The sequence below is a fragment of the Pseudogulbenkiania sp. AW2-16 genome (genome assembly GCF_056824575.1).
The window spans coordinates 3,781,433-3,805,183 of record NZ_CP157668.1; the positions used below are offsets into that span (position 1 = coordinate 3,781,433).

Below are 23,751 nucleotides of genomic sequence, written 5' to 3' on the forward strand. Positions count from 1 at the left end.
CGCACCTCTGATTGCTATATCGGCCTGCCCGGCACGATCTTGAGCCTTAAGCCCCGCGAGAACGCTGGGAAACCGCACCCATCACCCCCACCAGCTTCTGGGCGTAGTGGGGATCGGTGGCATAGCCTCCACTTTGCAGCCCTCGCGCGAATGCCAGCATGTCGCCCCCCTGGTTCAGGGCGGACTGGTAGCGCGACGAACCGGAGAGCAACTTGGCGTAGTCGGCAAAGGCCTCACTGTAGGACGCGTAGGCGCGGAATTTATCTATTTTCTTGACGGCATTGCCGTTCACGTACTCGGTGGTCAAGACATCGACGGAATCGCCCTGCCAGTTGGCGCCGGCCTTGATGCCAAACAGGTTGTGACTCTCCTTGCCGTCAGCCGTCTTGATCGAGCGTTTTCCCCAGCCGCTCTCGAGCGCGGCGTGCGCCAGCACCAGTTCCGGCGCTACCCCCAGTTGCTGGGCGGCGTCCCTGGCGTGAGGTAACAGGGAGGTCACGAAGGATTCGGCCGTGCCGCCCACGGCGCCCGTCGTCAGGCTTGGGGCTTCGCTTGCGGGGTTGGTCAACCCTACAGCCGCCTTCGACTGCATGGTCTGATACGCACGGATGGCCTGGTTGACCATCGGCAACATGGAGGACGCCGGTGCCAAGCGCTCGACCGTGGGGGACGCATCATTATCCAGTTGCGCGGCATGGGCCAGCTGCCGCGACAGGACATCGGCCAGGCCCACCCCTCCCGATTTGCTCATGGTCTGGAGCAATTGCTGGTCCAGCATGCCGCGGTAGGTGCCCATGGCATTGCTGTCCTCCTCGCCATCGAACGACGTCTCGCGCATGGTCTTCAACAAGGTTCCCATGAACAGGGACTCGAACTGTTGTGCGGCGGCCTTGATCGCGGCTTGCGGGTCTTTGCGTGCGGCTACCTGCAAGGCGGCGGTCTGACCGGGGTCGACGGCGAGGCGCTGGCTGGCCGTGCTGGCATCGTTCGGCAACGTTGGAAAACTGACACTCATCCTGATCTCCTCGGTGCAGAAAAAGCAAGAAACGGGCCAATGAAAAAGGGAGGGCTATCCCTCCCCTTGCCACCAAACACCGGCCGCTTCACTCAGATGATCTGCAGCTCCGCCTTGAGTGCGCCGGCCGCTTTCATGGCCTGCAAAATGGACAACAAGTCCTGTGGCGTGGCGCCGAGCGCATTCAGCGCGTTCACCACCTGGGACAGGTTGGCCCCGCGCGGCAGCCCGATCACCTTGCCCCCTTCGCTCTTGACGTTGACGCTGGCCTGGTTGGTGACGACCGTCTGCCCACCCGATAGGGGCGCCGGCTGGCTCACCTGCGGGGTGCTGCTGACCGAGACCGAGAGGTTGCCGTGCGCCACGGCGCAGGGGTCGATGGTCACGGACTGGTTCATCACCACCGAACCGGTACGGGCATTGAGAATGACCAGAGGGGAAGCTTCTGCCGGTGTCACGGCAATATTTTCCATCCGGGACAGGAACTGCACGCGGCGATTGGCGTCTTGTGGAGCGACCACTTCCACCAGCCTGCCATCCAACGCACGGGCCACGCCATCGCCAAGCTCGCGGTTGATGGCCTGCACCACCCGATTGGCAGTGGTGAAGTCGGACTCGAACAGCTCGAGCTGGACTACGCCGCCCGAGCCCAGCGCGGTCGGAACCTCGCGTTCCACCGTCGCCCCGGCGGGAATGCGGCCGACGCTCAGATGGTTGACCTGTGCCGAACTGCCGGCAGCAGAGGCCCCGGCGCCGCCCACCACCACGTTACCCTGCGCCATCGCGTAGATCTGCCCGTCCGCACCTTTCAGTGGTGACATCAGCAGCGTGCCGCCGCGCAGGCTCTTGGCGTCACCGATGGAGGAAACGGTCACGTCGATGGCCTGCCCCTGGCGCGCAAACGGCGGCAGGGTTCCGGTGACGGTAACGGCGGCGACGTTCTTCGGATCGAGCTTGGTTCCGACCGGGATCTGCACCCCGAGCTGGTTGAGCATGCTCGACATCGACTGCGATGTGAACGGTGACGAGGTGGCCTTGTCACCACTGCCGTCGAGCCCGACCACCAGGCCATAGCCGATCAGCTGGTTGGTGCGAACACCGCCGATCGAGGCGATATCCTTGAGCCGCTGCGTGGCCAAGGCCGGAGACATGGCCAACACCCCGACCAGCAGCATACCTAGAAAACGTTTCATTCCCATCCCGCTATAAAGCACCGGCCATCGCCACCATCAGAATGGCAGCACCGTCATGAAAAACTTGGTCAGCCAGCCCGGCTCGGCAAACGAGCGGTTGTTGCCCTTGGATTGCTGCTCGATACGGGCATCGGCCACCTTGGTGGAGGAGACCGTATTGCCGGTCTTGATGTCACGCGGGTTCACTACCCCGGACAGCCGGATGTATTCGGTATCGCCATTGAGCCGTACCTGCTTCTCCCCGCTCACCACCAGATTGCCGTTGGCCAGCACGTCGATCACGGTCACCGTGATCGAGCTGACGAACGAGGAGCTCGCCTGGTTGGTGCCCTTGCCGCCCGAGCTGGCCGAGCCGTCGGCCGACAGGGAGGCCCCTGCCAGTTTCTTTTCGAGATAATCGGGAACGAAGGGAAGCTGCAGACCCGCCCCCATGCTGTTGCTGAGCGACGAGGTACGCTTGCCGGTGGTCTGCTCGGAGGCCGCCGTGGTGGTTTTCTCTTCGATGGTGACCGTCAGCGTATCGCCCACCCGTGCCGGAACGCGGTCGGCAAAGATGGGCTGGTAGCTTCCGGCCTGGAAGATGGAGCCGTTGCCGGGCAAGGCCTGCGGCGCCGGCTGGGGCCGCGCGCTCATCGGCTGCTGCACGATGGGCGGCTCGGGCACGGCACACCCGGACAACGCCACGGCCAGCATGGCCATCACACCGAAAATCGCTTTCATCACAGGGCCTCTAGCTGGTCGACGCCAGCATTATAACTGGGCAATCCGCTGCAGCATCTCGTCCGCTGTCTTGATCGCACGCGAGTTCATTTCGAACGAACGCTGCGCGGTGATCATGTTGACCAGCTCTTCGGTGACGTTGACGTTGGAATCCTCGAGAAAGCCCGAGCGCACACTGCCGCGACCATCGGTGTTGGGGTCGCCATCCTGCGGGTCGCCAGACGCCTGGGTTTGCAGGTAGAGGTTCTGGCCGATGCTCTGCAGACCTTGCGGGTTGATAAAGGTGGTCAGCTGGATGGTGCCGGCGGTGGTGGGGGCGGTGCTATTGGGCTGGGTATATTGCACCACGCCCGCTTCCGAAATGGTGATGCCGGTGGCGTTAGCCGGGATGTTGATCGCCGGATCGAGCAGATAACCGGACGAGTTGACGATGTCGCCGTTCTCGTTGCGACGGAATTCGCCGTTGCGGGTGTAGGCGATGGTGCCATCCGGCTGTTGCACGCGGAAGAAGCCGTCACCGTTGATGGCCAGGTCGAGCGGCTGTTCGGTCGATTCCAGGTTGCCTTGTGAGTGGATGCGCGCGGTCGCCACCACGGTGGAGCCGGTACCGACTTGCAGCCCGGTCGGCAGGCTGTTGCCGTTGGTCAGTTGCGACCCCGGCTGGCGCAGGGTCTGGTAGTACAAATCTTCGAAGACCGCGTGGCCTTTCTTGAACCCCTTGGTATTGGAGTTGGCCAGGTTGTTGGAGACCACGTCCAGCTGGAACTGGCTGGAGTCCATGCCGGTCTTGGCGATGTAGAGGGCGCGCATCATGGCGAGTGTTCCTTATTTTGGGCTTCGGCCAACCTCTCAGCTCAAGGCGAGAATCTGGCTGGCTTTTTGTTCGTTCTGGTCGGAGGTCTGCATCAGCTTGACGTTGAGATCGAACTGGCGCGCATGGGAAATCATCTGCACCAGGCTTTCCACCGCATTGACGTTGCTGCCTTCCAAGGCCCCCGACACCACCTTGACGTCGTCCGAGGCCGTGGCGTTGCCGCCCGCGTTGAGGCGGAACAGGCCATCCTCTCCCTTGTACACGGCGCGCTCGCCCGGGTTGACCAGCTTGAGCTGGCCGGCGATCTGCGGGGTGCGATCGGCACCGCTCGTGGGTGTGGTCACCACCGTGCCATCCGGACCGATCACCACGCTGGAGCCGGTCGGGACGGTGATCGGCCCGCCATCGCCGAGGATGGGCAAGCCGCTGCGGGTGCGCAGCATGCCGTTGGGATCAGCGACGAAGCCGCCGTCGCGGCTATAGGCTTCGCGGCCATCGGCTGTCTGCACCGTGAAGAAACCCGGGGTGCCCAGGGCGAAGTCGGTGTCGTTGCCGGTCTGCTGCAGGCTGCCCTGTGACAGGTCATGGCCGATGGTGTTGTCGACCACGTAGGTGCGGGTCGGCGCACCGTCGCCTACCACCGGCAAGGCGCGGAACGAGACCTGGTCGGCCTTGTAGCCGTTGGTGTGCACGTTGGCCAGGTTCTGCGAGGTGGTGGCCTGCTGCGTCATCACGTGTTTGGCGCCGGTCATCGCCAGGTAGATCATGCGGTCCATGGTGCCGTTATCCTGTTAATGCTCAGCGCAGGTTGATCAGGGTCTGCAGGATGGTGTCTTCGGTCTTGATCGACTGGGCGTTGGCCTGGTAGAAGCGTTGCGCCACGATCATGTCCACCAGTTCGGAGTTCAGATCGACGTTCGATTGTTCCAGCGCCTGGGATTGGATTTCGCCCAGATCGGCGGACATCGGCGCACCGACCTTGGCGCCGCCGGTGGAGCTGGCCACATCCTTCCACAGGTTGCCGCCCATCGACTGCAAGCCCTGGACGTTGGTGAAGTTGGCCAGCGCCACCTGGCCGATGGCCACGGTCTTGCCGTTGGAATAGGTGGCCTCGATGATGCCCTGGTTGTTGATGTTGGTGCTGGTCAGGGTGCCGGGCGCATTACCGTCGGCCGACAGCGAGTTGACCCCGAACGAGGAGTTGAACTGGGTCGACTTGCTGAGATCGACCGTGGCAATGGTCATCGGCGTCGTGCTGCCGTTAGGCGTGGTCGCCGTGTACTGAATGTTGCTGAGTACGCCACCGCTGGTCAAAACGCCGTTGGTATCGAAGCTCAGCGTCTGCGGCCCGGCGGGCGAGGTGACTGCCGTGCCATCGACATAGAGGTTGACGGTCCAGTCGGTGCCGGTCGCGGTGGGCGTGCCCTTGACGAAGTAGAAGCTGAGGTCGTGGGTATTGCCCAGGCTGTCGTAGACCTTGACCGAGGTGGCGGAATTGTAAGTACTGGTATCCGTCGGGTTCACCGTCGGCGTCGGGCTGATGACCGTCGCACTGGAGTTCAGATTGACGCCCAGATCGACGTTGCTGGTCGCGGTCGGCGAGATCAGGCTGGTCTGGAATTGCAGGTCGACCGGGGTGGCGGTGTACTGGATCACGCCGTTCTGGGCGGCATAACCTTGCAGCTTGTAGCCGTCGCCGTTGACCAGATAGCCGTTGGCATCGACCTGGAAGGCGCCGTTGCGGCTGTAGGCATCCTGGCTGGACGCCGCACTGGGCGACTTCAGGACGAAGAAGCCTTTGCCGGAAATGGCGAGGTCCAGGTTGTTGCCGGTGGAGTTGATGTTGCCCTGGTCGAACAACTGGCTGACCTCCGCCGTGCGTACGCCGATGCCGGCCTGGGCGTTGGAGACACCGTAGAGGCTGGAGCCGTACATGTCGGCGAACTCGGAGCGTGAACGCTTGAAGCCGTTGGTGCTGGCGTTGGCCACGTTGTTGCCGACCACTTCCAGTTGCTTGGACGCTGCAGCCAGGCCACTCAAACCCTGTTGGAAACCCATTTCTTACTCTCCCGGTACGCTTTCAGTACTGCAGCATCAAGACACTTGAACGATATTGGCGATGGCCACGCGGCCACCTTGCGGCGTCACGATGTAGGGGCTGCCCTTGTCCCACACCACGGCGTCGACGTGCTGGTTGGAGAGCGGCTCGGCCGTCACCGACGTGGTCTTGCCGTTGCTCTCGTTGGTGGCGGCGACGCTGAAGGTGTACACCCCGGCGGCGGCGGCGTTGCCGTCCTTGTCGGTGCCGTCCCAGTTGAAAGTGGTCAGGCCGCTGTCGACATTGTTCATGGTGAAGGTATCGATCACCTCGCCGTTCGCGTTCTTCACGGTGATCGCCAGGTTCTGCGCCGAGCCATCGAGAATCACGCCGCCCTGCGCCGTGCCGCCTTGCGCCAGGGTGAGGGTGTTGCCGTCGATCATCGCGCTCTTGCCGACCAGCGAGGCCGCCAGCAGCGACTGGGTGCCGTACTGGCTCTGCAGCAGCGAGTTGATCGATTTGCTTAGGTTCTCGAGGCCGGTCACCTGGCTGATCTGCGCCATCTGCGAGGTGATCTCGTTGTTTTCCATCGGATTCAGCGGGTCCTGCGACTTGAGCTGGGTGGTCAAGAGCGTCAGGAAGCGGTTCTGGATACCTTCCGCCGAGGACGCCGAGACAGAGGACGACGAGGTGCTGTTGCCGGTGTTCAAAACGGTGTAGGGATTATTGGTCGTGGACGTCACGGTCATGTCTCAGCCCTCCAGGCTTATTGCCCCAGCTGCAGGGTCTTCTGCAGCAGGTTCTTGGCGGTATTCATCAGTTCGACGTTGGTCTGGTAGGACCGCGCGGCGGAAATCATGTCGGCCATCTCCTCCACCGGGTTGACGTTGGGCAGGTTGACGTAGCCGCGCTGGTCGGCCAGCGGGTTGCCCGGGTCGTATTTGAGGCGCGGCGGGGTGGTGTCTTCCACCACCGAGGTCACGCGCACGCCGGCCACCTGCGGCTGAGTGGCCGACACCGGGATGGCGGTGAACACCACGTGCCGCCCCTGGTAGGGCTGGCCGGTCGAGCTGGTGGCGCTCTCGGCGTTGGCGATGTTGCTCGCGACCACGTTGAGGCGCATCGACTGCGCGGTCAGCGCTGAACCGGCAATGGTGAAGACGTTGCTCAGCGACATGCTTACTGACCTCCCTTGATGGCTTCGTTCAGGCTGGAGATGCGGCGATTGAGAAAGGTCAGCGTGGACTGGTATTGCATGGCGTTGTCAGTGAAGGCCGCGCGCTCGACGTCCATGTCCACGGTGTTGCCGTCCAGGCTGCGCTGCACCGCGCTGCGGTACTTGAGCTCGGGAGCGCCGGCTCCGCCCGCGCCAGACGACGAGGCGATATGCGCCGGGTCGGTGACGTTCAGGGCCAGACGCGATTGCGTGCCCTGCGCCGACTGCAGCGCCGACGCGAAATCGAGATCCACCGCCTTGTAGTTCGGCGTATCGGCGTTGGCGATGTTGCTGGCGATCACCTCGGCGCGCTTGGCGCGCAGAGTGAGCGCCTGCTGCTGGAAATCGAAATAGTGGGCAATCTTGTCGAGCATGACCTTCTCCTGGATGACACCCCAAAAGCATTTTTCATGCCAACACGATCACTAGGGGCAAGGGCTTGAAAAGACGGGAATTCGCCCGGAGGACGACGGAGCGGCAAGCTGGACAGGACGGCAAAGCGGCAACAATTGCCGCCCTGGCGGCAGCGATGAAAAACGCCACCCTTAAGGTGGCGCCGTGACACGCTGCCAACGTTGGCCGAAGCCCGCTGGCTCAGGCGGGTTCGCGCAGCTCGAAATCGTGGGTGATGTCGGCGGTTTTGCCCAGCATGATCGAGGCCGAGCAGTATTTTTCGGCGGACAGCTTGATGGCGCGCTCGACGGCGTCGGGCTTCAGCTCGCGGCCGACCACGACGAAGTGAAAATGGATGCGGGTGAACACCTTGGGGTCGGTGTCGGCGCGGTCGGCGTCGATATCGACCCAGCAGTCGTGCACGTCCTGGCGCGACTTTTTCAGGATGCCCAGCACGTCGTAGCTGGTGCAGCCGGCGGTGCCGAGCAGCAGCAGTTCCATCGGGCGCGGGCCGAGGTTGCGGCCGCCGCCTTCGGGCGCGCCGTCCATCACCACGGCGTGACCGCTGCCGGTCTCACCCATGAAACACACCCCGTCGATCCATCTCAGTTTGGCCTGCATTGTTGTCCTCCTGGTCAATCAAGCCTGCAAGACTACCATTGCCGATTTGGGCTCACAAAGATTCGCCGGTAAAATGAAAAGATTTTCCCGCTGGGAACCTGCTCGCGACCTGTCGCGACCGGGCCTCGGCGGGGGCGAAGCGCAGCGTAGAAACCGGCATCTACACGCAGTACGTGAGGATTTCCGATCGCTGAGCGAATCTCTGCGGGCGCATCTTCAGGTGTGCCCAGCGCAAGATTCGCACGCAATGCACATGAGCCCCGATCAGGGGCGTGGCAAGATCATGAACAGGTTTGAAAACATTGACCATGCTGGTACTGGGTATTGAATCGTCCTGCGACGAAACCGGGGTCGCACTGTACGACACGGAACAGGGCCTGTTGGCCCATCAGCTGCACACGCAGATGGCGATGCACGCCGAATACGGCGGTGTGGTGCCGGAGCTGGCGAGCCGTGATCACATCCGACGCGCCATCCCGCTCACCGAGGCCTGCCTGGCCGAGGCCGGCAAGCAGCTCGCCGACCTGGACGCCGTGGCCTACACCCAAGGGCCGGGCCTGGGCGGTGCGCTGCTGGTCGGCGCCAGCATCGCCAACGCGCTGGCCTTCGGGCTCGGCATCCCGGTGGTCGGCGTGCACCACCTCGAGGGCCACCTGCTCTCGCCGCTCTTGGCCGAGCCGAAGCCGGCCTTCCCTTTCGTCGCCCTGCTGGTCTCCGGCGGCCACACCCAGTTGATGGCGGTGCGCGGCGTCGGCGATTACGACGTGCTGGGCGAGACGCTCGACGATGCCGCCGGCGAAGCCTTCGACAAGACCGCCAAGCTGCTCGGCCTCGATTACCCCGGCGGCCCGACGCTCTCCAGGTTGGCCGAAAGCGGCGATCCGGCCCGCTTCACGCTGCCGCGCCCGATGCTGAAGTCGGACGATCTCGACATGAGCTTTTCCGGCTTGAAGACCGCGGTGCTGACGCTGGTGCGGCACCAGGAGGCCGAGCATGGCTCGATCGACCCGCAGACCCGCAACGACATCTGCCGCGCCTTCCAGGACGCCATCGTCGACGTTCTGGTGGGCAAGTCGCTCAAGGCGCTGAAGCAGGCCAACATGGCACGGCTGGTGGTGGCGGGCGGCGTCGGCGCCAACAAGCAGCTGCGCGCCGCGCTCGACGCGCTGGCCGCCAAGGGCCGCTTCGAGGTGTTCTACCCGCCCCTGGCGCTGTGCACCGACAACGGCGCGATGATCGCCTACGCCGGCGCCATGCGCCTGAAGTACGCCCAGCCGGCCGGCGGCTACAGCGTCAAGCCGAGGTGGGATTTGGGCAGCCTGCCCGCCGCCTAGAGCCTATCCCATTAGGTGGCTACGCCTGCGCATCTTGAGCGCCGGCAGTGCTCGGAATCCTCATGTACTCCGTGTACATTCCGGTTCCTGTGCGCTGGCGGCACTCAGCCTGCTTTGGCTCGCTCACCTACTGAAATAGTCTCCACGACGATGATTTGAACCGCGCCGTCAGCGGCGCAGGAAACCCCATGATCCAACTGCAAAACCTCAGCCTGCGCCGCGGGCTGAAAGAGCTGCTCAACAACGCCAGCCTCACCCTCAACCCCGGCTACAAGGTCGGCGTGGTCGGGGCCAACGGCGCCGGCAAGTCCAGCCTGTTCGCCCTCTTGATGGGCCAGTTGCACGCCGACAGCGGCGACGCCTCGGTGCCGGCGCACTGGACCATCGCCCACGTGGCGCAGGAAACGCCAGCACTGGAGTGCTCCGCGCTCGACTACGTGCTCGACGGCGACGCCGAACTGCGTCACCTGCAGCGCAAGTTGGCCGAAGCCGAACAGGCCAACGACGGCGCCGCCATCGGCCAGCTGCATGGCGAGCTCGACCACATCGACGGCTACGCCGCCCCGGCGCGTGCCGCCAAGCTCCTGACCGGCCTCGGCTTCGCCCCGGAAGCCCAGGAGCGGCCGGTGGCCAGCTTCTCCGGGGGCTGGCGCATGCGCCTCAACCTGGCGCAGGCGCTGATGTGCCGCTCCGACCTGTTGCTGCTCGACGAACCGACCAACCACCTCGACCTCGAGACCGTGCTGTGGCTGGAGGACTGGCTCAAGGCCTACCCCGGCACGCTGCTGGTGATCTCGCACGACCGCGACTTCCTCGACGCGGTGTGCGGCCAGATCGTCGAAGTGGCCAACCAGACGCTCACGCTCTACACCGGCAACTACAGCCAGTTCGAGACCATGCGCGCCGAGAAGCTGGCGCGTCAGCAGTCCGAGTTCGACAAGCAGCAGCGCCAGATCGCCCACCTCGAATCGTTCATCAATCGCTTCAAGGCCAAGGCCACCAAGGCACGCCAGGCGCAGAGCCGGGTCAAGGCGCTGGAGAAGCTGGAACGCATCGCCCCGGCGCACGTCGATTCGCCGTTCGACTTCACCTTTGCCACGCCGGCCTCCCTGCCCAACCCGCTGCTGCGGCTCGACAAGGTCGCCATCGGCTACGGCGCCACGCCGATCCTGCAGCGCGTGTCGCTGTCGGTGGAAGCCGGCAGCCGCATCGGCCTGCTGGGCGTCAACGGCGCCGGCAAGTCGACCCTGGTCAAACTGCTGGCGGGCGAGTTGAAGGCGCTAGAAGGCGAAGTGATCGGGGCGCAGATGCTGAAGATCGGCTACTTCGCCCAGCACCAGCTGGAAACGCTGCGCATGGACGACACGCCGCTGCAGCACCTGGCGCGGCTGGCGCCGCAGGCGCGCGAACAGGAACTGCGCACCTTCCTCGGCGGCTTCAACTTCCGCGGTGACGCCGCCACCAGCCCGGTCGGGCCGATGTCCGGCGGCGAGAAGGCGCGCCTGGCGCTGGCGCTGATCGTATGGGAAAAGCCCAACCTGCTGCTGCTCGACGAACCGACCAACCACCTCGACCTGGAAATGCGCCACGCCCTGACGCTGGCGCTGCAGGATTTCCCCGGCGCGCTGGTGGTGGTCTCGCACGACCGCGCCCTGCTGGAATCGACCACCGACCTGTTCTGGCTGGTCGCCGACGGCACGGTGCGGCCGTTCGACGGCGACCTGGAAGACTACCGCCAGTGGCGTCTCGAGCAGTTGGCCGAAGGCGCCGAGGCCCTCCGCCGGCGACGCCCAGAGCGTCAACCGCAAGGAGCAGAAGCGCCAGGAGGCTGAAGAGCGCCAACGCCTATCGGCACTGAAGAAGCCCTTGCTCGCCAAGCTTGGCAAGCTGGAAAAGGAACTGGAAAAGCTCTCCGGCGAGAAGGCCGAGCTGGATGCCTTCCTCGCCTCGGAAGAAGCCTATCAGGACGGCAACAAGGCCAAGCTCGCCGACAGCATCAAGCGCCAGGGCGAGGTGTCAGCGCAGCTGGCCGAGGTCGAAGAGGAATGGCTGCTGCTGCAGGACGAACTGGAAGGGGTTTCGGCCAACCTGGCGTAGCGACTGGCACGCGCCGGGCACGTGGAGCTCACAGTAGTAAGCCTCTATTCCAGTAAACGAGCGGGCCAACGCAGCTTGAGTGCCGCCAGTGCACAGGAACCGAGATGGACCCGGAGTCCATGAGGATTCCTGATCGCTGAGCCGATCACTGCGTGCAAATCCATCGCTGAGCCAATCGAAGATTGGCACGCAGAGATTTGCCCAGCGATAGATCGGCACGCGGTACTGCCGGCGCTCACGATGCGAAGGCGCAGCCGCCTAATGGGATAGATTTACCCCTTGATCCAGCCGCGCTCCATGGCGTACTTCACCAGCGCCGCGACGTTCTCCGCCCCCAGCTTGCGGCGCAGGTTCAAGCGGTGCGCCTCGACGGTGCGCACGCTGATCTCCAGGCTCGCCGCCACCATCTTGTTGCTGTGCCCGGCGGCGAGCAACAACAGCACCTCGCGCTCGCGCTCGGTGAGCGGGTCCGGCTGCGGCGCCGGCTCGATCAGGGCGTGCGTCACGGCATGGCTGTAATAGCTGCCGCCCGCCACTGCGGCCTCGATGGCGGCGATGATCTCCTGCGATGGCGCGTCCTTCAGCACGTAGCCGCGCGCGCCGGCGCGCACCGCGCTGGTAACGTATTCGGCGTTGTCGTACATGCTGAGGATCACCACCACCACGCCGGGATGGCGCTCGCGCAGCGCGGCGGTGAGCTGGATGCCGTTCATGTCGCGCATGCCGATGTCGACCAGCATGATGTCCGGGCGCAGGGTGTCGGCCAGCTCCAGCGCCTCGCGACCGCAGCCGGCCTCCCCCACCACGTCCAGACGCGGCACGCTGCCCAGACGAGCACGCAGCCCGTCGCGCACCAAGGGGTGGTCGTCCACCAGCACCAGGCGGATACGGGGCACGGCATTCGGTTGTTGCAGACTCATTTCAGACTCCAGCAGGGGCCGGCGAGGCCGGACAAGCCGCCATCTTGCCTAGGCGATGGTGCTCACGGCAACTCCCGTTTTCGTTGTACGCCGGGGGAGTCCGCCGTTACACCGGGTGCGTCGGCGTGCGCTGACGGGCGCCCGCTCATACCGGCAACCGCACTTCCAGCTCGGTTTCTCCCGGACGCGAACCGAGCAGGCAACTGCCGCCCAGGTGCTCGGCGCGCTCGCGGATATTGCGCAGACCGATGCCGCGGGTCTGGGAGCGGTCGACATTGTCGACGTCGAAGCCGCAGCCGTCGTCCCGCACCGCCATGCGCACGCCGTACCTCTCGCGGGACAGGGTCAGCGTCACGTTGCGCGCGCGGGAGTGACGCTCGATGTTGGTAAACGCCTCCTGGGCGATGCGGAACAGTGCCACCGCCTGACGATCGTCGAGGCAGGTATCGTCCAGGGTATTGTCGAACGCCACGCGGATGCCGCTGCGGCGCTCGAATTCCGCGGAGAGCTGTCCCAGCGCCGCCGACAAGCCGAGCATGTCGAGCACCGACGGCCGCAGATCGTGCGAGATGCGGCGCACCTCGCTCAGCGCGTCGCCCAGTCCGCCCAACCCCTTCTCCACTTCGGCCAGGGCCGGCTCGCCGGCTTCCAGCTTGTGCTGCGCCAGCTCGAACTGGAACTTGACCGAGACCAGCAGCTGGCTGATGCCGTCGTGCAGCTCGCGCGACACGCGCGCCCGCTCCTGCTCCTGCGAATTCACCAGGCGCTGCGTCAGCGCCTTGAGCTTGGCGTCGGCGACGCGGTGCTCGCTGACGTTGAGCACCACCCCGCCGGCGAACACCAGCAGCACCGCCGCCCCGGCCACGGCGGCAATGCCCCACAAAGTGTCGCGCACGTTGGCCGAAGCGCGGCTGCGCAACTGGTCGGTGGCGTGCTCGATGTCGTCGATGTAGACCCCCGTCCCCAGCACCCAGCCCCAGCGCTCCAGCAGCACCACGTAGCCCAGTTTCTCGGTCATCTGGTGCGACGACGGCTTCTCCCAGTCGTAGCGCTGGAACCCCGTGCCGCTGGTGGCCGCGGCCAGCAGCGAGCGGATCACGTGGCGGCCGTGCGGGTCGGTGAGGTCCCACAGGTTCTTGCCGACCAGGCCCGGCTTGCGCGGATGCACCAGGTTGTTGCCGGAAAGATCGTAGACGAAGAAATAGCCGTCCTCGCCGTAGCTGATGCCACGCAGGATGGCCTTGGCCTGCTCCTGGGTGGCGGCGTCGTTGCGGCCGGAGGCGTAGAGCGGCCCGATCGCCGTCATCGCCAGCTGGGTGTAATGCTGCAGTTCGGCCTGCTTGCTGGCGAGCAGGGTCTCTTCGATGAGCTGGGTCTGCTGCTCGGTCAGGCGCTGGCTGCGGTGCACCAGCAAGCCGCCCAGCGCCAGCATCGCCAGCAGCAAGGGCAGGATGGTGAGCAGCACGACTTTGTGTTTGGTCTGCATGGCGACGGCAAGGGTGATGGAAGACCGGCAGACGGCCGCAATGCCGAGCTGCCAACGACGCATTGTAACGCCAGCCCCACTACGCGCACCCGGCAAAACAGGGCGCCCAGCCGCCTCTACGCAGAACTACGTAGATCGACTGCGGTAGTAGTGCGAATTTTCCTTTACCGCGACATGGCGAATAGTAGAGCCGTCCGCCGACCGTCCTACACCGACGTCGTCGGCACGCACACAAGAAGGCATGTCCACACACCATGCCGCCACACTGGAGAGAGACACTATGCAACGCCTTGCCGGCCACCTCGGGTGGTTTCTGGTGGCGCTTGTCGGCGCGTTCGCGCTCGGCACCGTCGCCCTGCATCGCGGCGAAACGATCAATGCGCTCTGGATCGTTGCCGCCGCGGTATCCGTCTACCTGATCGCCTACCGCTACTACAGCCGCTTCATCGCCACCAAGGTGATGCAGCTCGACCCGCGCCGCGCCACCCCGGCGGTGCGCCTGAACGACGGCCTCGACTACGTGCCGACCAACAAGAACGTGCTGTTCGGCCACCACTTCGCCGCCATCGCCGGCGCCGGTCCGCTGGTGGGCCCGGTGCTCGCCGCGCAGCTGGGCTACCTGCCCGGCATGCTGTGGATCCTCGCCGGGGCGGTGTTCGCCGGCGCGGTACAGGACTTCATGGTGCTGTTCATCTCGACGCGCCGCGACGGCCGCTCGCTGGGCGACCTGATCAAGTCCGAGCTGGGCCCGGTTCCCGGCGTGATCGCGCTGTTCGGCACCTTCATGATCATGGTGATCATCCTCGCCGTGCTGGCGCTGATCGTGGTCAAGGCGCTGGCCGACAGCCCGTGGGGCACCTTCACCGTGGGCGCCACCATCCCCATCGCGCTGTTCATGGGCGTGTACACCCGCTACATCCGCCCGGGTCGCATCGGCGAAATCTCGCTGATCGGCTTCGTGCTGCTGATGCTCGCCATCGTCGGCGGCGGCGAGGTAGCGTCGCATCCGGAACTGGCCAGCCTGTTCACCTTCACCGGCAAGGAACTGACCTGGATCCTGATCGGCTACGGCGCCATCGCCTCGGTGCTGCCGGTGTGGCTGCTGCTGGCTCCGCGCGACTACCTGTCCACCTTCCTCAAGGTCGGCACCATCCTCGGCCTCGCCATCGGCATCGTGATCGTCATGCCGGAACTGAAGATGCCGTCGGTCACCCGCTTCATCGACGGCAGCGGCCCGGTGTGGTCGGGCAGCGTGTTCCCCTTCCTGTTCATTACCATCGCCTGCGGCGCGGTATCGGGCTTCCACGCCCTGATCTCCTCCGGCACCACGCCGAAGCTGCTGGAAAACGAAGCCCACGCCCCGTTCATCGGCTACGGCGGCATGCTGATGGAGTCGTTCGTCGCCATCATGGCGCTGGTGGCCGCCGCCTGCATCGAGCCGGGCGTCTACTTCGCCATGAACAGCCCGGCCGCCCTGCTCGGCCACACCGCCGAATCGGCCGCGCTGGCGGTGTCGCAATTCGGCTTCGTCATCACCCCCGAGATGCTGACCCATACCGCGCAGACGCTGGGCGAGCACACCATCATCTCGCGCGCCGGCGGCGCCCCGACGCTGGCCGTCGGCATGGCCGAAATCCTCTCCGGGGTGTTCGGCGGCAACGGCATGAAGGCGTTCTGGTACCACTTCGCCATTCTGTTCGAGGCGCTGTTCATCCTCACCGCCGTCGACGCCGGCACCCGTGCCGGACGCTTCATGCTGCAGGACCTGCTGGGCGTGTTCGTGCCGTCGTTCAAGAAGACCGACTCGCTGCCGGCCAACCTGATCGCCACCGGCCTGTGCGTGGCGGCCTGGGGTTTCTTCCTGTACCAGGGCGTGGTCGATCCGCTGGGCGGCATCAACACGCTGTGGCCGCTGTTCGGCATCTCCAACCAGATGCTGGCCGCCGTGGCGCTGATCCTCTCCACCGTGGTGCTGTTCAAGCTCAAGCGCGAGCGCTACGCCTGGGTCACCATCGTGCCGACGGCCTGGCTGCTGTATTGCACCCTGTACGCCGGCTGGCTCAAGGTGTTCGCCGACAGCCCGAAAGTGGGCTTCCTGGCGCACGCCGCCAAGTACCAGAACGCCATCGTCGAAGGCAAGGTGCTGGCTCCGGCCAAGAGCATCGAGCAGATGCACCAGATCGTGTTCAACGACCGCCTGGACGCCGGGCTCGCCATCCTGTTCATCCTGGTGGTGCTGAGCGTGCTGGGCTTCGGCCTGCGCGCCTGCCTGCAGGCACTGGCGCAGCGCCCACCCGACCGCGCAGGAAACCGCGCCGGTGGTGGCCGAAGCCGGCCGCGCCTGACGGACACAGACCATGTTCGACCAGCTTGGCAAACTGGGTAAGTATCTCGGGCAGGCCGCCAACCTGATGGTGGGCCTGCCCGACTACGACACCTACGTGGAGCACATGCGTACCACCCACCCGGACCAGACGCCGATGACGTACGAGGAGTTTTTCCGGGAGCGCCAGGACGCCCGCTACGGCGGGGGGAATGGCAAGGTGGGACGCTGCTGCTGAAACCTGTCGCATTAGGCGGCTGCGCCTTTGCATCTTGAGCGCCGGCAGTACTGCGTGCCGATCTATCGCTGGGCAAATCCCTGCGTGCCAATCTTCGATTGGCTCAGCGATGGATTTGCACGCAGTGATCGGCTCAGCGATCAGGAATCCTCATGGACCATATGTCCACTCCGGTTCCTGTGCGCTGGCAGCGCCCAACCTGCTTTGGCTCGCTCGCCTACTACAACAGGTTCTAATCCTCACAGGGTGTGATACGCCCTTCTCATGGAAATGCCCATGACCCATACCCCCATCCCCGTCACCCTGCTCACCGGCTTTCTCGGCGCGGGCAAGACCACCCTGCTCAACCACTTGCTGGCCGAAGCCGGCGAGCGCATCGTGGTGATCGAGAACGAGTTCGGCCCGGTCAGCATCGACAGCGAACTGTTGATCCGCGAACGCGACGAACTGGTGGAAATGACCAACGGCTGCCTGTGCTGCACCATCCGCGGCGACCTGTCGCGCCATCTGCATTCGCTCTACCAGCGCCGCCGCGACGGCGAGCTCGCCTTCACCCGGCTGGTGATCGAAACCACCGGGCTCGCCGACCCGACGCCGATCGCCCAGACCTTCTTCAGCGACGACACGTTGGCCGAAGCCTACGCGCTCGACGGCGTGCTCGCCGTGGTCGACGCCGTGCACGGCGCGCAGCAGCTGGACGAGCATCTGGTGGCGCGCAAACAGGCCGGCTTCGCCGATCGCCTCTTGATCTCCAAGACCGACCTCGTCGACGAAGCCAGCCTCGAGCGCCTCGGCGCGCGTCTTGCCGCCATCAATAGCCAGGCCGAGCAGCATCGGCTGGTCCAGGGTCGCATCGCGCCGGCGCTGGCGTTCGGCGTGCGCGGTTTCCACCTCGACGAAAACCTGCTGCGCCCGGCAACAGGCGAGCGCAACCTGAGCTTCCGCCCGGCCGCCACGCGCTCGTTCGCCGACGACATCGCCGCGCTCCATCTGGCCCACGACGGCCCGCTCGACCTGCAACGCATCAGTGCCTTCATGAACCGGCTGGTCGAGCAGCATGCCGAACAGCTGCTGCGCTACAAGGGCGTGCTGGCCATCGCCGGCGAACCGCGCCGCCTGGTGTTCCAGGGCGTGCACCGCATCACCGGCTTCGATTACGGCCGGGAATGGCAGGACGACGAAACGCCCCGCTCCGACATCGTGCTGATCGGCCAGCAACTCCCGGCCGACGCCATCCGCGCCGATTTCGCCGCCTGCCCGGCTTAACGCCCTGCCCGCTCAAGGTCGCCTCTGCCGGCGGCCTTTCTTCCGGCTCACACCAGCAATTGCAGCAGGTCGCACAGCTGGCGGTCTTCTGCCCGCGCCGAGCGGCTGCGCCGGCGGATTTCCTGCAGCAGGCAATCGACAAAGCACTGCGCCGCAGTGCTGCGCGTGGTGTCGCGCCGGCTGATCACGCCGAGCCGCCCGGTCTCGAAGCCTTCGGCCAACCTCAGCACCTGCACCCAGTCGCGCAGGGGCTCGGCCACGATCAGCGGCTCCGGGCAGTAACTCAGCATGTCGGCGTGGCGGATCAGCGACAGCAACAGGGTCAGCGAGTGAGCCCGCACCAGGCGCAGCTCGTCGATCGCCGCGCCGTGCTGCCAGAACAGGTTGCGCATGAAGGCGTCGTAGGCACTGGGGGCGTAATTCACCACCCAATCCGCGTCCAGGAGTTCATGCAGCGAGCGGCTCCCGCCCAGCGCATGGCCCTGGCGCGCGATCACCACGCTGTTGAACAGCAGCAGATCCTCGCACTCGAACTCCGGCGCCGGCATCGCCGGAATCATCGGCCCCACCACGAAATCGAGCTCCCCGTTGCGCAGGCGCGGCAGCGCCACCGCGGTCAGCCCCTCGAACAGCTCGAGGCGCACCTCGGGCATCTTTTCGCGAAAACGCCGCACCACCTCCGGCAGAAAGGTCAGCTCGATGAACGGCGTCACGCCGATGCTGAGCCGCCCCTCCGCCTGGCCGCGCAGCCGTGCCAGTTCGGCGTCGGCGCGCTGCAGCTGCCCCACCACCAGCCGCGCGTGCCCGAGCAAGGCGCTGCCATACTCGGTGAACGACACCCCACTGGCGTGACGCACCAGCAGCGGCAAGTGCTGCTCGGCCTCCAGCTCGCGCACCGCCTTGGTCACCGCCGCCTGCGACAGCCCGAGCCGCCGCGCCGCGGCCCGGATGCTGCCGCTCTCGGCGATAGCCACCAGCGCTTGCAATTGATGCAGCTTCATCCCGCTCCACCCGACAACCAAAGGTTATCAAGATAACAAAACTGGTACTCCCGGGACAGCCAGGCGCTGACTAAGATCAGTTCAGCCCATCCCCCGCCACGGCGGGCCTAGCCCGAGGAGAATGCCATGACCGACCCCGTCCTGCCCGGCATCCGCGCCATCGAGAATGAGATGATCGCGCTGCGCCACCAGATCCATGCTCACCCCGAACTCGGCTTCGAGGAGTTCGCCACCAGCGATCTCGTCGCCGAATGCCTGAGCGCCTGGGGTTACGACGTGCATCGCGGCATCGGCGGCACCGGCGTGGTCGCCACGCTGCGGCATGGCTCGGGCACCAAGCGCCTTGGTCTGCGCGCCGACATGGACGCCCTGCCCATCACGGAATCCACCGGCCTGCCTTACGCCAGCCGCCACCCCGGCAAGATGCACGCCTGCGGTCACGATGGCCACACCGCCACGCTGCTGGCCGCCGCCCGCTACCTGGCCGAATCACGTCGCTTCGACGGCACGCTCAACCTGATCTTCCAGCCCGCCGAAGAAGGCTTGGCCGGGGCACGCAAGATGCTCGAGGACGGCCTGTTCGAGCGCTTTCCCTGCGACGCCGTCTTCGCCCTGCACAACATGCCGGGCTACCCGGCGGGGCGTTTCGGCTTTCTGCCCGGCGCCTTCATGGCCTCGTCCGACACAGTCACCATCCGCATCCAGGGCTGTGGCGGCCACGGCGCCATGCCGCACCGCTCGGTCGACCCGGTGGTGGTCTGCGCCTCCCTGACCATGGCGCTGCAAAGCGTGGTGGCGCGCAACGTGCCGCCGCTGGAGATGGCCATCGTCACCGTCGGCGCCATCCGCGCCGGCGAAGCCGCCAACGTGATCCCGGACAGCGCCGAGATGCGGCTGTCGGTGCGCTCGCTCAACCCGGCGGTGCGCGACCTGCTCGAACAGCGCATCACCGCCCTGGCGCACGCGCAGGCGGAAGGCTTCGGCGCCAAGGCCGAGGTCGACTACCGGCGCGGCTACCCGGTACTGGTGAACAGCCCGGCCGAAACCGCCCTCGCCCGCGCGGTGGCGCACGACTGGCTCGGCGAAGAGGGCCTGATCGACGGCATGGTTCCCCTCACCGGCAGCGAGGACTTCGCCTTCCTGCTGCAACAATGCCCCGGCTGCTACCTGATCATCGGCAACGGCGACGGAGAAGGCGGCTGCATGGTGCACAACCCCGGCTACGACTTCAACGACGCCTGTCTGCCGCTGGGGGCGAGCTACTGGGTCAAGCTGGCCGAACGTTTCCTGGATTGAGAGATAGCCAACCGGATCGCCACCCGGTCGGGCGGTCCGGCCGAATAAAACAACAAGGCGACCGGGACCGTATATCACTATCTACAAAGAGAGAGAAACCATCATGTCAACCAGCCTCACCTCGCCGGCCGGGACGGCCGCTCACCGTACCGCCCCGGCGAGCCGATCGGCCAGCGCCCGCTCCATCGCCGCCATCACCCTGGGCAATGGTCTGGAGTTTTTCGATTTCACTGTCTACACCTTCTTCGCCACCCTGATCGGCCGGCTGTTCTTCCCGGTCGATACCGCTTTCGGCCAACTCATGCTGTCGCTCGCCACCTTCGGCGTCGGCTTCGCCATGCGCCCGCTGGGCGGCATCGTCATCGGCGCCTACGCCGACCGCGCCGGACGCAAGCCGGCCATGATGCTGACGCTGTGGCTGATGGCGCTGGGCTCGGCCATGTTCGTCATCACGCCGAGCTATGCCCAGATCGGCCTCGCCGCGCCGGTGCTGATCGTGCTGGGACGCCTGATCCAGGGCTTTGCCATCGGCGGCGAGTTGGGCGCATCCACCTCGCTGCTACTGGAATATGCCGACGACCATTCGCGCGGCTACTACGGCAGCTGGCAGTTGTTCAGCCAGGCCCTGAGCGTGCTGCTGGGCTCGCTGTGCGGCCTCGCGCTGACCTATCTACTGCCGACGGACGCACTGGAGAGCTGGGGCTGGCGCATGCCCTTCGTGCTCGGCATGCTGGTGGTGCCGATCGGCATGTACATCCGTCGCCACCTGCATGAAACCGCCGACAGCACCCACGCCGAGGAAGGGCTAGGCAGCGTGGCCGCCGTGTTCGGCCCCTTCCGCCGAGAGCTCGTCGCCGGCGTGCTGCTGGTGATCGGCGGCACCGCCGCCAACTACATCATCCTCAACTACATGACCAACTACGCCGCCACCCAGCTCGGCCTGCCGCTCAAGCAGGCCATGTGGGCCGGGCTCGCCGCCGCCGCCGTCTCCATGCTGCTGGCGCCGTATGCCGGCATCCTGAGCGACCGCATCGGCCGCAAACGCGCCATCCTGCTGACGCGCATACCAATGCTGGTGCTGATCTACCCCGCCTTCATGCTGCTCAACGCCAGCCCCAACCTCGCCACCTTGCTCCTGGTGGTGGCGGGACTGTCGCTGCTCCTGATTTTCAACAGCGTGCCCTCGGTGGTGATCCTGCCGGAACTGTTCCCGCGCCGCGTACGCGCCACCGGTATGTCCCTGGTGTACTGCTTTGGCGTGTTGATCTTCGGTGGCTTCGCCCAGTTCTTCGCCACCGGCCTGATCCGCCTCACCGGCAACCCGAACGCTCCGGCGCTCTACGTCATCGGTTGCGGCCTGGTATCCCTGCTGGGCTGGGCCATGGTGCGCGAAACCGCCGGCCGGCCGCTGGAATAACCCCGCACCGGCTCTGAACGCAAGCCCCTGCCCGCAACGCCACCCGGCCCGGCGGGCTTCTTTTCCCCTGCAGTCTGTCCAAGCCCGCCAGTACCTCGCCCACGCCGCTCAGCGGCGCTCGTCGCGGTGCAATGCCCCTCCTCAACGGCCGCCTTCGCCAGCACACCATGACGTAATCCTACATTTTCATATAGCGATATTTTTCAATAATCAATTTTAAGTATTTTAATAAAAATTATATTAACAAAGAAGAAATTTGATTTAAATCAATCTTATTTGGCCTGCCTTCGTAGGTTTACTCATTTGTCCTTGCAAACAACCTCCCCGCCCCCTAACCAAAGAAGACTAGGCTGACCGCCTGTTGCGCCCTCCCCTCATGCTTGGCCGGAGTAAACCCGACTCATGAAAACCATCTTCCTCGTGGACGACTCGGCAACCATTTTGCTCTCCGTTTCCAACATCCTCGCCAAGGCCGGCTACGCGGTCGCGAAAGCCGGGAATGCCGGAGAGGCATTAAGGCAGTTTCAAGCCGGCATAAAGTCCGACCTATTGATCACTGATCTCAACATGCCCGGCATGAACGGCATCGAGCTGATTCAACACGTACGCAAACTGCCGAACTATCGCTTCATGCCGATCCTGTTCCTGACCACCGAGTCACAGCAATCGAAAAAGGCCGAGGCGAAAGCTGCCGGTGCTTCAGGCTGGATCGTCAAGCCGGCCTCGGCAGACGATCTGCTCAACACCATCAAGCTGGTGATGCGCTGATCATGCAGCAACGACCTTTCCTCCTATATACCCTGGGTTCGTTCAGCGTCGTTACCGTCATGGCCGGCTTGAGCGTGTATTTCTTCAACGACGGATTCACCACCGTCCTGTTGCCGGCACTCGGCCTGTCGCAGCCCTTGGGCAATGCCATCGGGGCGGTGCTGCTGGTGAGCACGGCCAGCCTCGGCGTCTGGCTGATCCCCTTCCTGCTGTTCCGCCAGCAGCAGTGCGGGTTGTCATCCCGGCTGGCACAACTGGCGCAGGGGAGCGAACAGCTGAGCACGGCCAGCAACGAGGTGGCGGGAGAGCTCCTTGCGGTACCAACCTATAGTGACGTGCTGCGCAATCATCTGGGCAGCGTGGTGCAGCAGACCGAGCAAGCGGCCTACGACATTACCAACCGGCTGCAGGCCATCGATGGCGTCGTGACAAGGCTGAACGACTTTGTCACGACGAGTTCGTCGCACGCCAGCCAACTGGCACAGAACTCCGAGCAGCACATCGCCGACAACCAGCATCTGATCGGTGCGATGCGCGACTACATCGATCACCGCCTCCAGGAGGCTCGCCAGGACCAAGAGCGAACCCACCGGGTCGTCGCCGAGACACGCTCGTTGCAGTCGCTCACCCTTCTGATCAAGAACATCGCGGCACAAACGAATCTGCTGGCGCTGAATGCGGCGATCGAGGCGGCCCGAGCCGGCGAAGCCGGGCGCGGCTTCGCCGTGGTGGCCGACGAGGTCCGCAAGTTGTCGGGCGAAACCGAAAAAGCGGTGGTGGCGATCAGCCAGGGCATCATGGACGTGGGGATGACGGTCGAGGCTCAGTTGCAGCAAAAGCTGTCGACGGCCAATCTTGAACGCGAGCAAGCCACGCTTGGGCATTTCGCCGATCAGCTCGCCGGACTTGGCAACAGCTACCAGGATCTGCTTCGCCATCAGACCCACGTCATCGACAGCGTGAGCAGCAGCAGCGCCGAGCTGATGCAGATGTTCATGCATGCACTGGCGAGCGTGCAGTTCCAGGACGTCACCCGCCAGCAGATCGAGCATACGGCGGAAGCCCTGCATCGCCTGGATGACCATCTTGCCGTACTGGTGCGGCGGCTGCAGCAGCCGGGCGACCCAGGTGTCCAGTACAAGCCCCTCGCGCTCCATCTAGAAGCCATTTACAGCGATTACGTGATGGATCAGCAGCGCCAGGCTCATCACGCCGTCACCCACCAGCCTACGGTGGCGGCCAGCCCCAAGGTTGAATTGTTCTGAGGACTATCATGGCACCCAGCCAGGCTCCGGAGCACCAACGCCTCACCCTCCTCGACGACATGACCATCTACAACGCCACGGCACAGAAGCAGCTGCTGCTCGACGCCCTGCAGGCGGGTGACGGCCTCGAGCTCGATCTTTCCGCCGTGGCCGAAATCGACACGGCCGGATTTCAGCTGTTGCTGCTGGCCAAGCGAGAAGCACGCCATCAGGACAAGCCGCTGCTGATCGTCGCGCACAGCCCGGCGGTGCGTGAGGTGGTGGACTTTTTCAACGTGGCCGCCGACTTCGGCGACCCGATGCTGATCCCCGCGCGGGAAAGCTGAATCC

22 protein-coding genes and 1 pseudogene are annotated in these 23,751 nt (G+C 65.1%); 10 read left to right on the plus strand and 13 right to left on the minus strand.

All coding sequences use genetic code 11. From position 1 onward, the window contains the following. Nucleotides 1-46: 46 nt before the first annotated feature. From flgJ to ABKF58_RS18290, 10 genes are all read right to left on the minus strand, one after another. Nucleotides 47-1,015 carry a flagellar assembly peptidoglycan hydrolase FlgJ gene (gene flgJ, locus ABKF58_RS18245; protein WP_482582555.1) on the minus strand — a complete coding sequence of 323 codons (969 nt, stop codon included), beginning with the start codon at nt 1,013-1,015 and terminating at the stop codon, nt 47-49. Between the two features lie 92 nt (nt 1,016-1,107). Next, nucleotides 1,108-2,208 carry a flagellar basal body P-ring protein FlgI gene (locus tag ABKF58_RS18250; RefSeq protein ID WP_014086727.1) on the minus strand — a complete coding sequence of 367 codons (1,101 nt, stop codon included), beginning with the start codon at nt 2,206-2,208 and terminating at the stop codon, nt 1,108-1,110. A gap of 36 nt (nt 2,209-2,244) precedes the next feature. Beyond that, nucleotides 2,245-2,928, minus strand: a complete 684-nt coding sequence (locus tag ABKF58_RS18255) for a flagellar basal body L-ring protein FlgH (RefSeq protein ID WP_482582557.1) — start codon at nt 2,926-2,928, stop codon at nt 2,245-2,247. Nucleotides 2,929-2,958: 30 nt separating this feature from the next. After that, a complete protein-coding gene (gene flgG, locus ABKF58_RS18260) occupies nt 2,959-3,741 on the minus strand; it encodes a flagellar basal-body rod protein FlgG (RefSeq protein ID WP_008953794.1) in 783 nt (260 codons plus the stop codon). A gap of 36 nt (nt 3,742-3,777) precedes the next feature. After that, nucleotides 3,778-4,518, minus strand: a complete 741-nt coding sequence (flgF, locus tag ABKF58_RS18265; protein ID WP_008953793.1) for a flagellar basal-body rod protein FlgF — start codon at nt 4,516-4,518, stop codon at nt 3,778-3,780. A 22-nt stretch (nt 4,519-4,540) separates the two neighbouring features. Further along, on the minus strand, nt 4,541-5,800 hold the full coding sequence (gene flgE / locus ABKF58_RS18270) for a flagellar hook protein FlgE (protein WP_482582559.1): 1,260 nt from the start codon (nt 5,798-5,800) through the stop codon (nt 4,541-4,543). 36 nt (nt 5,801-5,836) lie between these two features. Next, the gene (locus ABKF58_RS18275) at nt 5,837-6,529 is read right to left on the minus strand and encodes a flagellar hook assembly protein FlgD (protein ID WP_008953791.1); all 693 of its coding nucleotides are present in this window, start codon (nt 6,527-6,529) and stop codon (nt 5,837-5,839) included. A 17-nt stretch (nt 6,530-6,546) separates the two neighbouring features. After that, entirely contained in the window at nt 6,547-6,957 is a 411-nt protein-coding gene (gene flgC, locus ABKF58_RS18280; protein ID WP_008953790.1) for a flagellar basal body rod protein FlgC, read from the minus strand. 2 nt (nt 6,958-6,959) lie between these two features. After that, nucleotides 6,960-7,370, minus strand: coding sequence for a flagellar basal body rod protein FlgB (gene flgB / locus ABKF58_RS18285; protein ID WP_014086724.1), 411 nt, complete (start codon nt 7,368-7,370; stop codon nt 6,960-6,962). Nucleotides 7,371-7,590: 220 nt separating this feature from the next. Then, nucleotides 7,591-8,010 carry an OsmC family protein gene (locus ABKF58_RS18290; protein WP_008953788.1) on the minus strand — a complete coding sequence of 140 codons (420 nt, stop codon included), beginning with the start codon at nt 8,008-8,010 and terminating at the stop codon, nt 7,591-7,593. A gap of 308 nt (nt 8,011-8,318) precedes the next feature. On the opposite strand from ABKF58_RS18290, the gene tsaD reads away from it, so the two are divergent. Both tsaD and ABKF58_RS18300 read left to right on the plus strand, forming a co-directional pair. Continuing rightward, entirely contained in the window at nt 8,319-9,344 is a 1,026-nt protein-coding gene (gene tsaD / locus ABKF58_RS18295) for a tRNA (adenosine(37)-N6)-threonylcarbamoyltransferase complex transferase subunit TsaD (protein ID WP_482584400.1), read from the plus strand. A gap of 188 nt (nt 9,345-9,532) precedes the next feature. Next, a pseudogene (locus ABKF58_RS18300) lies at nt 9,533-11,441 on the plus strand (ATP-binding cassette domain-containing protein). A 272-nt stretch (nt 11,442-11,713) separates the two neighbouring features. Here the strand turns inward: ABKF58_RS18300 and ABKF58_RS18305 are convergent. Beyond that, nucleotides 11,714-12,361 carry a response regulator gene (locus ABKF58_RS18305; protein WP_482582562.1) on the minus strand — a complete coding sequence of 216 codons (648 nt, stop codon included), beginning with the start codon at nt 12,359-12,361 and terminating at the stop codon, nt 11,714-11,716. A 145-nt stretch (nt 12,362-12,506) separates the two neighbouring features. Beyond that, nucleotides 12,507-13,847 (minus strand): cache domain-containing protein, encoded by a 1,341-nt coding sequence (locus ABKF58_RS18310; RefSeq protein ID WP_008953784.1) that lies wholly within the window; start codon nt 13,845-13,847, stop codon nt 12,507-12,509. 280 nt (nt 13,848-14,127) lie between these two features. On the opposite strand from ABKF58_RS18310, the gene ABKF58_RS18315 reads away from it, so the two are divergent. The 3 genes from ABKF58_RS18315 (at nt 14,128) to ABKF58_RS18325 (ending at nt 17,674) form a co-directional block, all read left to right on the plus strand. After that, nucleotides 14,128-16,233: a carbon starvation CstA family protein gene (locus tag ABKF58_RS18315; protein ID WP_482582564.1), complete on the plus strand. Its 2,106-nt coding sequence runs from the start codon at nt 14,128-14,130 to the stop codon at nt 16,231-16,233. After that, nucleotides 16,205-16,408: a YbdD/YjiX family protein gene (locus tag ABKF58_RS18320; RefSeq protein ID WP_482582566.1), complete on the plus strand. Its 204-nt coding sequence runs from the start codon at nt 16,205-16,207 to the stop codon at nt 16,406-16,408. The genes ABKF58_RS18315 and ABKF58_RS18320 overlap by 29 nt, the downstream gene beginning before the upstream one ends. Before the next feature lie 276 nt (nt 16,409-16,684). Continuing rightward, complete coding sequence (locus ABKF58_RS18325) at nt 16,685-17,674, plus strand: CobW family GTP-binding protein (RefSeq protein WP_482582568.1); 990 nt, start codon at nt 16,685-16,687, stop codon at nt 17,672-17,674. A gap of 47 nt (nt 17,675-17,721) precedes the next feature. Here ABKF58_RS18325 and ABKF58_RS18330 read toward each other — a convergent pair whose 3' ends face one another. Next, on the minus strand, nt 17,722-18,675 hold the full coding sequence (locus ABKF58_RS18330; RefSeq protein ID WP_482582570.1) for a LysR substrate-binding domain-containing protein: 954 nt from the start codon (nt 18,673-18,675) through the stop codon (nt 17,722-17,724). Between the two features lie 126 nt (nt 18,676-18,801). Here ABKF58_RS18330 and ABKF58_RS18335 point away from each other — a divergent pair, with 126 nt between their 5' ends. The 5 genes from ABKF58_RS18335 (at nt 18,802) to ABKF58_RS18355 (ending at nt 23,747) form a co-directional block, all read left to right on the plus strand. Then, entirely contained in the window at nt 18,802-19,971 is a 1,170-nt protein-coding gene (locus ABKF58_RS18335) for a M20 aminoacylase family protein (protein WP_482582572.1), read from the plus strand. 103 nt (nt 19,972-20,074) lie between these two features. Continuing rightward, nucleotides 20,075-21,388: an MFS transporter gene (locus ABKF58_RS18340; RefSeq protein WP_482582573.1), complete on the plus strand. Its 1,314-nt coding sequence runs from the start codon at nt 20,075-20,077 to the stop codon at nt 21,386-21,388. A gap of 402 nt (nt 21,389-21,790) precedes the next feature. After that, complete coding sequence (locus ABKF58_RS18345) at nt 21,791-22,156, plus strand: response regulator (protein WP_482582574.1); 366 nt, start codon at nt 21,791-21,793, stop codon at nt 22,154-22,156. A gap of 59 nt (nt 22,157-22,215) precedes the next feature. Then, nucleotides 22,216-23,421 (plus strand): methyl-accepting chemotaxis protein, encoded by a 1,206-nt coding sequence (locus ABKF58_RS18350; protein ID WP_482582575.1) that lies wholly within the window; start codon nt 22,216-22,218, stop codon nt 23,419-23,421. Between the two features lie 8 nt (nt 23,422-23,429). Further along, nucleotides 23,430-23,747, plus strand: a complete 318-nt coding sequence (locus ABKF58_RS18355; RefSeq protein WP_482582576.1) for an STAS domain-containing protein — start codon at nt 23,430-23,432, stop codon at nt 23,745-23,747. Nucleotides 23,748-23,751: the final 4 nt, after the last annotated feature.